General features: G+C 65.9%; 11 protein-coding genes. 2 read left to right on the top strand and 9 right to left on the bottom strand.

Translation table 11 applies throughout. The annotated features are described in order from the left end of the window. Nucleotides 1-916: 916 nt before the first annotated feature. On the top strand, nt 917-2,548 hold the full coding sequence (murJ, locus tag VFB18_RS12285; RefSeq protein WP_324975612.1) for a murein biosynthesis integral membrane protein MurJ: 1,632 nt from the start codon (nt 917-919) through the stop codon (nt 2,546-2,548). A gap of 15 nt (nt 2,549-2,563) precedes the next feature. Here the strand turns inward: murJ and murI are convergent, their stop codons facing one another. The 6 genes from murI to argB form a co-directional block, all read right to left on the bottom strand. After that, complete coding sequence (murI, locus tag VFB18_RS12280) at nt 2,564-3,391, bottom strand: glutamate racemase (RefSeq protein ID WP_324975609.1); 828 nt, start codon at nt 3,389-3,391, stop codon at nt 2,564-2,566. Continuing rightward, nucleotides 3,381-4,568, bottom strand: coding sequence for a succinyl-diaminopimelate desuccinylase (gene dapE / locus VFB18_RS12275; RefSeq protein WP_324975606.1), 1,188 nt, complete (start codon nt 4,566-4,568; stop codon nt 3,381-3,383). The genes murI and dapE overlap by 11 nt, the downstream gene beginning before the upstream one ends. 93 nt (nt 4,569-4,661) lie before the next feature. Next, nucleotides 4,662-5,108, bottom strand: a complete 447-nt coding sequence (locus VFB18_RS12270) for a DUF805 domain-containing protein (protein WP_324975604.1) — start codon at nt 5,106-5,108, stop codon at nt 4,662-4,664. Nucleotides 5,109-5,312: 204 nt separating this feature from the next. Continuing rightward, the gene (gene dapD / locus VFB18_RS12265; RefSeq protein WP_324975601.1) at nt 5,313-6,155 is read right to left on the bottom strand and encodes a 2,3,4,5-tetrahydropyridine-2,6-dicarboxylate N-succinyltransferase; all 843 of its coding nucleotides are present in this window, start codon (nt 6,153-6,155) and stop codon (nt 5,313-5,315) included. 10 nt (nt 6,156-6,165) lie between these two features. Continuing rightward, nucleotides 6,166-6,933 (bottom strand): pyrimidine 5'-nucleotidase, encoded by a 768-nt coding sequence (locus VFB18_RS12260; RefSeq protein WP_324975598.1) that lies wholly within the window; start codon nt 6,931-6,933, stop codon nt 6,166-6,168. Further along, nucleotides 6,930-7,790 (bottom strand): acetylglutamate kinase, encoded by an 861-nt coding sequence (argB, locus tag VFB18_RS12255; RefSeq protein ID WP_324975616.1) that lies wholly within the window; start codon nt 7,788-7,790, stop codon nt 6,930-6,932. Before argB ends, VFB18_RS12260 begins: the two co-directional genes overlap by 4 nt. Before the next feature lie 282 nt (nt 7,791-8,072). On the opposite strand from argB, the gene VFB18_RS12250 reads away from it, so the two are divergent. Then, the gene (locus VFB18_RS12250; protein WP_324975595.1) at nt 8,073-8,513 is read left to right on the top strand and encodes a diacylglycerol kinase; all 441 of its coding nucleotides are present in this window, start codon (nt 8,073-8,075) and stop codon (nt 8,511-8,513) included. A 5-nt stretch (nt 8,514-8,518) separates the two neighbouring features. Here the strand turns inward: VFB18_RS12250 and yihA are convergent, their stop codons facing one another. The 3 genes from yihA to VFB18_RS12235 all read right to left on the bottom strand — a co-directional run. Next, complete coding sequence (gene yihA, locus VFB18_RS12245) at nt 8,519-9,169, bottom strand: ribosome biogenesis GTP-binding protein YihA/YsxC (RefSeq protein WP_324975591.1); 651 nt, start codon at nt 9,167-9,169, stop codon at nt 8,519-8,521. Between the two features lie 59 nt (nt 9,170-9,228). Beyond that, on the bottom strand, nt 9,229-9,744 hold the full coding sequence (locus VFB18_RS12240; RefSeq protein WP_324975589.1) for a phosphate-starvation-inducible PsiE family protein: 516 nt from the start codon (nt 9,742-9,744) through the stop codon (nt 9,229-9,231). Between the two features lie 13 nt (nt 9,745-9,757). Further along, the coding region (locus VFB18_RS12235; RefSeq protein WP_324975587.1) for a YidC/Oxa1 family membrane protein insertase at nt 9,758-9,975 on the bottom strand (218 nt) is incomplete at its 5' end.

Below are 9,975 nucleotides of genomic sequence, written 5' to 3'. Positions count from 1 at the left end.
CCTCGAAGTGCCTTGCCCTCGCGCTTATCCCCGGCCCCGAAACCTCGGTTAGACTGACATCACCTCGTCCGTTGAGGGGCGCGCTCATGAGGCGTCATGACCAGCGGGACGGGGTGCGGCGCCCCGCGGGTTCATGCACGCAGCATGGGCACTCGGGCGGACATTGGGGCTCCTCCCGGGACCACTACGAGTCCCTGCCAGGAGCTGGCTGATGATCTGGGCACTGCGCTCAAAGCGTGGGGCCCTAACCTAAAGCGAGGCCCGGTGTTCGCCAAATCGCCGCCAAATGAGCATGCGCTCGAAGGGCGCGGAAGCTGCGCCATGCGCTCAAGTAGCGAAGGCGCGGTAGCGCGCCAATAAAGAAGCGCTTGCTGGCGCGCCGAGAGGCGCCCGCCGTGTCTCCCAAAAGGAACACGGACACCATAGGTTTGCGCTTTTCGGCGCGCCATCCCCCTCCCTCGGGGGACTCGCTCTTTGACATGACCTCGCGCGATGTCGCGGCGAGGCGTTGCATCCTGCCCGAGCGCTCTTGCTTTGCCGAGCCGCTCTTGTCTTGCTTGAACGGTTCAACGGCCTCCCCGCTCTCCCCTGTGGGAGAGCACACGCGCGCAATTTCGATGCGCTATCGCTTCGCTATTTGAGCGCAATGCGCGCGTGGTGAGAGGTCAGCGGCGCGCAAGCGCCGCGTCGAAAACAAAGACCGTCACCCCTCACCCGTCCCGCCATTCGTCGCGCTTCGCCACAAGTGGCGCGCGCGCCGGGCGGGAAAGCCTTCTCCCACAAGGGGAGAGGGGATTTCCGGCCCGCTGCCTGGCCGGCGAGAGTGTCGCAAGCCCCGGCATGGCCAAGCCGCTGAAATTCCTTTACCTCTCTGCCCGCGAAACGGGGAGAGGGATGAGATGCCCGAAAAACCACGATGATCAGGCGGATTGCGACCGTCGGCGGGCTCACGCTCGTCTCCCGCCTCACGGGCTTCATCCGCGACGTGGTCATGGCCGCGATCCTCGGCGCCGGGCCGATCGCCGATGCCTTCTTCGTCGCCTTCAGGCTGCCCAACCACTTCCGCGCCATTTTCGCCGAAGGCGCCTTTGCCGCGGCCTTCGTGCCGGCCTATGCCCGGACGCTGGAGCAGGCGGGGCTCCCGGCGGCCAAGCTGTTCGCCGACGAGATCGCCGCCGCGCTCATTTTCCTGAACCTCGCGCTGCTCGCGCTCGCGCTCCTGTTCACGCCCGAGGTGGTGGGCCTGCTCGCGCCCGGCCTCTCCGACGATCCGATCAGATTCGATCTTGCCGTCGCGCTCACCCGCATCACCTTTCCCTATCTCGCACTCGTCTCGATCGAGACCCTGTTCGCCGGCATCCTCAACGCCAACAACCGCTTCGCCGCGGCCGCCGGCGCCCCCATCCTGCTCAACGTCTCGATCATCGCGACGCTTTTGCTCACGCCCTTGTTCAAGGATGCCGGCCATGCCGCGGCCTGGGGCGTTCTCATCGCCGGCGTGTTCATCGTCGCGGTGGTGGGCGGCGATGCCGAGCTGCACGGGGTCGGCATCAGGTTCCGCATGCCGCGGCTCGATGCGCCGACCAGGCGCTTCCTCAAGGCGCTCGGGCCGGCCATCGTCGGCGCGGGCGGCGTGCAGCTCGCGCTCTTCGCCGATACGCTGATCGCCTCCTATCTTCCGACCGGGGCGCTGTCCGCCCTCTATTACGCCGACCGCATCAACCAGCTCCCGATCGGGGTCGTCGGCATCGCCGTCGGCACCGTGCTGCTGCCCGAGATGTCGCGGCGGCTCGCGGCCGGCGACGACAGGGGCGCGGCCTCGGCGCAGGCGCGCGGCATCCAGCTTGCGCTCCTCATGACTGTGCCCTGCGCCGCCGCCTCGATCGTCATTCCCGACCTCATCATGCGCGCGCTGTTCACCCGCGGCGCATTCACCGCGGCCGACGCCGCGGCGGCGGGAGCGACGCTCGCGGCCTACGCCTTCGGGCTTCTCCCCTTCGTCCTGCTTCGGAGCTTCACCGCGCCGTTCTACGCCCGCGGCGATACCGCGACCCCGGTCAAGGCGGCGCTGCTCGCGGCCGGCATCAACATCATGCTCAAGGTCGTGCTCATGGGCCCGCTCGCCCAGGTGGGACTTGCGGCTGCGACCAGCGTCGGCGCCTGGATCAATTTGAGTCTGCTCGGCTACTTCGCCCGCCGCCAGGGCTTCGCCGTCTCTGGCCACGACATCGGCAAGCCGGTGCTCAAGCTCCTCGCGTCGGGCGCTCTGCTCGCCGTCGCTCTCGTCGTCGGCGCCTATGGGCTCGAGCGCGCTCTCGCCCATCTCACTCATTTCCACGAGGAGACTGTGCTGCTCCTCCTCTTCGTGCTGGGCACGGCCGTCTATGGCGGGGCGGTCCTGCTTCTGCTCGGTATGTCCTGGCTCAAGAGCCTGCTGCGGGACGTGAGCGTGGCCGCCGACACCAAGGCGCCGCCGATGCTCGAATCGCTCGATCCGACCGACGATTCGGCCGCGCTCCCGGACGCCGAGCCGCCGCCGAAGGTTTAGGCGTCGGCGAAGCCGCTAAAGCGCGCGGAGATCGACGAGTTCGACCTGCCGGGCGTCGATCGGCCGGCCGAGGAAAATTTCGCCGACGCGGGCGAAGCGCTGGGGCGAATCGGTGGCGAAGAAGCGCGCCTGCCCCGGGTAGCCCGGCGCGCTCGCGAGCTTCCGCTCGTCGAGCGCCGCGGCAACGGCTGTGGCCGCCGTCTCGGCCGAGTCGACGAGCGCCACGTCGTCACCCACGCTCTTGCGAATCGATGCGGCAAGCACCGGGAAATGCGTGCAGCCGAGGACGAGCGTGTCGGGCGCTCCCTTTCCGCCGAACAGCGGCTTGAGATAGCGCTCGGCGGCCGCGACCGTTACGGGCGAATCGGTCCAGCCCTCCTCGGCAAGCGCGACGAACACCTGGCAGGGCTGCTGCACCACCTCGACATCGCGCTTCAGGCGGTGGATCGCCCGCGCATAGGCCCCGCCTCTGACCGTGCCCTCGGTCGCGATCACGGCGATGCGGCCGTTCCTGGTGGCGGCGATCCCGGCCCGCGCCCCCGGCTCGATCACGCCGATGACCGGCACCGGCTCCCATGCCTCCTGCAACAGATAGAGCGCGACCGCAGAGGCCGTGTTGCAGGCGATCACCAGCATCTTCACGCCCTCCTCGATCAGGAGCCGCGTCGCCTGAAGCGCGTAGGCCTGCACCGTCTCGGCGCTCTTGGTGCCGTAGGGGAGCCGCGCGGTGTCGCCGAGATAGACGAAATGCTCGTTGGGCAGGCGCGCCATCAGCGCCCTAAGCACGGTAAGCCCGCCCATCCCGGAGTCGAACACCCCGATCGGCCGGGGATCACCCGGCATCGGCGCCACCGAAGGTCTTGAAGTAGATCTCGATGAAGCGGCGATAGATGGCGGCGAGCTGCTCGAGATCGGCGATGCTCACATTTTCGTCGACCTTGTGGATCGAGGCGGTGGTGAGTCCGAACTCGACCACAGGGCAAACGTCCTTGATGAAACGGGCGTCCGAGGTGCCGCCGTCGGTAGAAAGCTTGGGCGTGGTTCCGGTGATGTCCCGCACCGCCTCTGAAAGGAGCGCATCGAGCGGCCCCGGCTCGGTGACGAAGCACTGGCTCGGCGGCTCGAACTCGAGCGTGAAGGAGAGCTCGCTGCCTTCGAGCGCGGATGCCGCCTGCTCCTTCAATTGCGTCTTCAGCGACTCGGGCGTGTGGCGGTCGTTGAAACGGATATTGAAGCGCGCCTCGGCTGCGGGTGGGATCACGTTCACTGCCTGGTTGCCCACGTCGATGCTCGTCACTTCGAGATTGGACGGCGAGAAATAGGCGCTGCCGTAGTCGAGCGGCGAGTCGTAGAAGCGGGCAAGCACTCTGATCAGCCCCTTGACCGGGTTGTTGGCGAGCTGCGGGTACGCCACATGGCCTTGCGTGCCGACGACCTTCAGTTTGCCGTTCAGGCTGCCGCGTCGCCCGATCTTGATCGCCTCGCCGAGCCGCATCGTGTTGGTCGGCTCGCCCACCAGGCAATGATCGGGGCGCTCGCCCTTCTTCGCCATCCACTCGAGCACCTTGCGCGTGCCGTTGATCGCGGGAACTTCCTCGTCGCCGGTGATGAGCAGGCTGATCGAGCCGTCGATCTCGCGCCCGCGCGATTTGGCGTAGTCGAGCGCCGCGGCCACGAAACAGGCGATCGCGCCCTTCATGTCCGAGGCGCCGCGGCCGTAGAGCACCCCGCCGAGCGCGTTGGCGGCGAACGGTGGGTGACGCCAGAGCTTCAGATCTCCCGGCGGCACTACGTCGGTATGGCCGGCAAAGCAGAGATGCGGCGGACCCTCGCCGATCCGCGCATAGAGATTGTCGACCGCCTCGGCGCCCTCGCCGAAACGCAGGCGCTCGCACAGAAAGCGCCCAGGCTTGAGCGTCTGGATCAAGACCTCGATCGCGCCGCCGTCGCGCGGCGTTACGCTCTCGCAGCGGATCAGACTTTGCGCGAGCGCGAGCGCCTTATCGCCAAGTGGGGTCATTCCGTCGGTACCATGACGGCCGGAGGGTCAACTGGCAAGCCTGAGGGCGGCGACGGCCGCGCTCGACCCGCGACCATCGCCACCGGTTGAGGATCAGCGCACCGCGGCCAAGGGATCGCCGCCGAAACGGTTCGGTCCGGGCGTTCCCTTGAGGATGCCGAGCTCGATCAGGAACCACAGCCCGACGCCGATGCTGATGAGATTGCAGATCCAGCCGAGCGCATTCGGCGCCTCCGGCGTGCCGGTGAGACCGAAGGCCTGCAACAGGCTCGCGATCAGGACGGGGACCAGGCCGTAGAGGGCCGTCTGCCCGGGCTTGTCGCGGTCCTGGAAGCGTTTAGCCGCTACCGCGTATCCCGGATAGAACAGGGCCAAAGTGACGAGGGTCACCAAAATGGCGCCAAGGGTCGAAGGCCCGAATATGGCGCCGATGATGAAACCGAACACGATGCTGATGATGGCGAGGATCACCACGCCAGCCCAGTATTTGGCCCGGTTGATGCGCCCGTCGAACGACGTAAACAAATATTGGAAATCCATTCGTGTCCCCTCCCTTTGCAGCCAGGTTTCACCGGGCTCCATCTCTTGTAAGGCCGAAGGGCAGGGGTCTGGAAGGGGGGATAAGCAAGAAACGGCCCACAAAATCGTTTGAGCCGGCTCTTAGGAGCAAGCAAACGGCGTTTAGGTCAGGGCCTTGCTTGCCCAAACCATGTCCCTGCGGTTCGGCACCTTCAGCGGCGCAAATCAATCCCTGAGCAGCTCGTTGATCGAGGTCTTGGCGCGGGTCTTCTCGTCGACCGTCTTGACGATCACAGCGCAATAGAGCGAAGGCGCGGGCGAGCCGTCTGAGAGCGGCTTGCCCGCCATGGTCCCCGACACCACGACGGAATAGGGCGGCACGCGGCCCTGATGCACGAAACCCGTCTGCCGGTCGATGATCTTGGTCGATTGCCCGATATAGACCCCCATCGAGAGGACCGAGCCTTCGCCCACGATCACGCCCTCGGCCACTTCCGCGCGCGCGCCGATAAAGCAATTGTCCTCGATGATGACCGGGTTCGCCTGAAGCGGCTCGAGCACCCCGCCGATGCCGGCGCCGCCCGAAAGGTGCACGTTCTTGCCGATCTGCGCGCAGGAGCCGACCGTGGCCCAGGTGTCGATCATAGTGCCGGACTCGACCCGCGCGCCGAGATTGACGAAGGACGGCATGAGTACGACGCCCGGCGCGATATAGGCCGAGCGGCGCACGACCGCTCCCGGCACCACACGGAAGCCCGCCTCCTTGAAGTCCTTCGCCTTCCATTTGGCGAACTTGGTCGGAACCTTGTCCCACCACGAGGAGCCGTCGGGCGCACCCTCGATGCGACGCGGCTCATTGAGGCGGAAGGAGAGCAGGATCGCCTTCTTCAGCCATTGATGCACGACCCAGCTGCCCGCCTGCTTCTCGGCAATCCTGAGCTCGCCCTTGTCGAGGAGGTCGAGTACTTCCTCGACCGCGTCGCGCACCACGCCCTTGGTCTCGGGCGTGATCTCGGCGGCATGCTCGAACGCGCTGTCGATGAAGGTCTTGAGATGGTCGTGGGTCATGGTGGGGCCATCACGTCAGGCAGTATTGGGCATTGTGGGGAACCGTTTGGACGCTGTCGCTCCGTTTGACGAGCGAGGCAGCAATCGCGCCAAGGAACGGAGCGAGCGCGTCGGTGCGGTGGTGGATATGGGCGGGAAGTCCGGTCCAGGATGCGATTGCCTGGTGCTCAGGATGCTCGGTCAGACCATGCACGAGCACAGTGGTCATGCCGAGCTCGTGTGCGGTTTTCAGATTGTGCGGGAGATCGTCGAACATAGCGCCTTCCGCCGGCGTCACACGGCACGCCTGCATGAAGCGCCGGTAGGCCTCATGCGTCGGCTTGGGATGGACGTATTCGAGCGCGTGGATGTCGAAGATCGCCTCGAACCGGCCGAGTACGCCGAGCCGCTCAACCACCCTTTCGGCGTGTTTGCGCGAGCCGTTGGTGAACACGAACTTGCGACCCGGCAGCGCATCGAGCGCCGCGGCAAGCTCGGGCGCCGCCGCGACGGCGCTCAAATCGATGTCGTGCACATAGTCGAGAAAGGCGTCGGGCGAGACGCCGTGCATCCTGACGAGGCCGGCGAGCGTCGTGCCGTGCTCGTAGTAATAGGCCTGGCGCAAGGCTTGCGCCTCGTCGAGGTTGAGGCCGAGTTCCTGAGCGATGAACTCGCCCATGCGCCGGTCGATCTGGGCGAACAGATTGCAGTCGGCCGGATAAAGCGTGTTGTCGAGGTCGAACACCCAGGCCTCGACATGGTCGAAGCCGCACGGCGCCTCGGGCCCGGCGCTCATCATGATCCCCTCGTGCTGCTTCGCGGCCTGCGCCGCTCGATCAAAGTGCCCGCGCCATGCTCGGTGAACAATTCGAGCAGCACCGCGTGCGGCACCCGCCCGTTGATGATCACGACCGCCTCCACGCCCTCGGCGATCACGTCGAGGCAGCCTTCGATCTTGGGGATCATGCCGCCGGAGATGGTGCCGTCCTCGATCAGCCGTTGCGCTTCCGCCGTGGTCAGAGACTTGATGAGCTGCCCGCTCCTGTCGAGCACGCCCTCGACGTCGGTGAGCAACAGAAGACGTTTCGCCTTGAGCGCCGTGGCGAGCGCCGCGGCGAACGTATCGGCGTTGATGTTGAGCGTCTCGCCGTCGGGTCCGATCCCGAGCGGGGCGACGACCGGAATGAGGTCTGAGTTGCTGATGACCTCGATGATGTGCGGATCGACCGCCGCCGGCTCGCCGACATAGCCGAGATCGACGATCTCCTCGGTATCTGAATCGGGAGCGCGCATGCGCCGCTCGAGCCGCTTGGCGCGCATCAGATTGGCGTCCTTGCCGGAGATGCCGACCGCCTTGCCGCCCTGGTTGTTGATGGCGGTGACGATCTCCTTGTTGACCGAGCCGGCAAGAACCATCTCGACCACCTCGACCGTGGCCCGGTCGGTGACGCGAAGCCCGCCCTTGAACTCGCTTCTGATGTTGAGCCGATCGAGCAGGGAGCCGATCTGCGGCCCCCCGCCATGCACCACGATGGGGTTCACCCCCGCCTGCTTGATGAGCACGATATCGCGGGCAAACGCCGCGGCGAGCTCGGGGTCGCCCATGGCGTGCCCGCCATATTTCACCACGACCGTCTTGCGGTCGTAGCGCTGCATGTAGGGGAGCGCCTCCGACAAGACCTTGGCCTTGGCGTGCACGGAGGCGATCACCTCGGCCACGGTGTGGGCAGGCGCTTTGGCAGCCTTGGGGGCGGGCTGCACCTTCGACTTGGCGTGGCTCGGCTTGCTCTTGGTCACCTCGCGCTTATAGCGGCGCTAAGGCTAAGGGGACAAGCGATTGGCTGATCTATCCAGCGGCTCCCCTCTCGACTATACGTCTCCCCCTAAGCTGCCTGATTTGCAGGCATTTCCCCCGCCTGGGCGATGGAGGCAAGATCGATGCGCCGGGAGCCGCCGTCCGAGCCGTCCTCGAAATCCGCCGATAGCGGCCTGCCGCGGCAGCAGGCGGCACTTCCCGGCCGGGGCGGCCTCGCGCGGATCGTCGCCGCCTTCCACAACTCGCTTGGCGGCCTTCAGGAAGGCCTTGCCACCGAATCGGCGATCAAGCAGGAGGTGGCCATCGCCTGCCTGCTCCTGCCCTTGTCCTTCTTCATCGCGCGCGATCTGTGGACCTGGGTCGCGCTCGTCGGGAGTCTGCTCTTCGTGCTGTCGATCGAGTTTCTCAACACGGCGATCGAGCGGCTCTGCAACCACATCCAGCCGGACCGTCACGAAGCGATCCGCATCACCAAGGACCTCGCCTCGGCGGGCGTGTTCTTCTCGCTCGCGCTTGCGGGGATCGTCTGGATCGCCGCCTTGTGGGCCCGTTTTGCCGGGTAATCGGGCTAAGCCGCAGCCGCGGCGACAGCGGCGCGAAGATCCTCGATTCCTGAGCCCATGCGCGCGGACGTGGTGATAATCTCGGGATAGGCCGCCGGGTGCTTGGCGAGATCGCGCGCGACTTTTTGCTGGAGTGCGGCAAGCTCGGTGGCCTTTGGCTTATCGGCCTTGGTCAGCACAACTTGATAAGACACGGCCGCCTCATCGAGCAGCGTCATCGTCTCCTCGTCGTTCGGCTTGATACCGTGGCGCGCGTCGATCAAGAGGAACACGCGTTTCAGCTCGCGCCGTCCCTTTAGATAGTCGCGGATCAGCCGCGTCCAGCCCCTCACTTGCGACTTTGCGGCCTTGGCATAGCCGTATCCCGGCATGTCGACGAGATAGAGCAGCCCGTCCTTGCCGAGGCTGAAGAAGTTGAGCTCGCGCGTCCGCCCCGGCGTGACCGAGACGCGCGCGAGGCTTGTGCGGCCGGTAAGCGCGTTGATCAGGCTCGACTTGCCGACATTGGAGCGGCCGGCGAACGCGATCTCCGGCCGTCCGTCCCGCGGCAAGTCCTCGATGCGGGTGACGCCCGTGACGAAGGCGCACGGGCCCCGGAACAGCGCCTCGCCGCGGGCAAGCTCTTCAGAACTGACGCCGTGACCTTGCATTGCCATCGCCGGGCTCGACCTGCCTGTCGGACCAGGCCCCGAAACGCAGAGGCGCCGGACGCTCCTTAACTCTTGTCGCGCTTGTGGAGCCTGCGTCCACCCTTCTCCTCGCGCGAGTCGGCAAGAACGAAGGGGCCGCGGTCGCAGACGAGCCAGTAGGCGATGCCAAGCGCCACGATCGCGGCGGCAAGAGCGAACAACTCCCGCGTCGCCGCGTCCCCGACATCGAGAATGATCAACTTGCGCACGACCGCCAGCAGCCCGATCAGAATCACGGTGCGAACCTGCACCACGCTTCGTAGTCGCTCGGTCGAGATGAGCAGCGAACGTTTGAACTCGAGCGCGATGATCACCGTGAACATCATGCCGAAGATGCTCTGGAACACCGGGTAGTCGGTGGGGGTGGTCGTGCTCGAAGCGAAGCTCTGAACGACACCGAGCGCGAGGTTCCACAGCGCGAAGACGATGAAGGCGGCGATCAAAGCCGTGAGGATGAGGACGACGATATGTTCGAACTTGTCATATAAGCTGAGCAAGCTGAAGCGCCTGCGCTCTTCGGCCAATTCCTCTCCCAGCCCCATGGCCGACTCTCCTTCAGGATGTCGTTTCGCTCTCGTCGCGCACCTTCTGCTTCTTGGCTTGCGGTTTGTCGTTCTTCTTCAGCCCGAGATTCTCGAAGAGCGGGATCTCGACGCCCTGCCGCGCCATGATCACCGACTGTTGGATCACCGAGAGGGTGTTGTTCCACGCCCAGTAGATCACAAGCCCGGCCGGGAAATGCGCGAGCAGAAAGGTAAAGAACACCGGCATCC

Source organism: Methyloceanibacter sp., assembly GCF_035650995.1.
Taxonomy (GTDB): Bacteria; Pseudomonadota; Alphaproteobacteria; order Rhizobiales; family Methyloligellaceae; genus Methyloceanibacter.
This window is presented reverse-complemented; position numbering and strand designations above follow the sequence as displayed.

What these genes read in the sequence shown, in the direction of transcription:
- murJ (WP_324975612.1), top strand. Translation starts at nt 917, where the DNA reads ATGATCAGGCGGATTGCGACCGTCGGCGGGCTCACGCTCGTCTCCCGC.
- murI (WP_324975609.1), bottom strand. Translation starts at nt 3,391, where the DNA reads ATGCCGGGTGATCCCCGGCCGATCGGGGTGTTCGACTCCGGGATGGGC.
- dapE (WP_324975606.1), bottom strand. Translation starts at nt 4,568, where the DNA reads ATGACCCCACTTGGCGATAAGGCGCTCGCGCTCGCGCAAAGTCTGATC.
- VFB18_RS12270 (WP_324975604.1), bottom strand. Translation starts at nt 5,108, where the DNA reads ATGGATTTCCAATATTTGTTTACGTCGTTCGACGGGCGCATCAACCGG.
- dapD (WP_324975601.1), bottom strand. Translation starts at nt 6,155, where the DNA reads ATGACCCACGACCATCTCAAGACCTTCATCGACAGCGCGTTCGAGCAT.
- VFB18_RS12260 (WP_324975598.1), bottom strand. Translation starts at nt 6,933, where the DNA reads ATGATGAGCGCCGGGCCCGAGGCGCCGTGCGGCTTCGACCATGTCGAG.
- argB (WP_324975616.1), bottom strand. Translation starts at nt 7,790, where the DNA reads ATGCAGCGCTACGACCGCAAGACGGTCGTGGTGAAATATGGCGGGCAC.
- VFB18_RS12250 (WP_324975595.1), top strand. Translation starts at nt 8,073, where the DNA reads ATGCGCCGGGAGCCGCCGTCCGAGCCGTCCTCGAAATCCGCCGATAGC.
- yihA (WP_324975591.1), bottom strand. Translation starts at nt 9,169, where the DNA reads ATGGCAATGCAAGGTCACGGCGTCAGTTCTGAAGAGCTTGCCCGCGGC.
- VFB18_RS12240 (WP_324975589.1), bottom strand. Translation starts at nt 9,744, where the DNA reads ATGGGGCTGGGAGAGGAATTGGCCGAAGAGCGCAGGCGCTTCAGCTTG.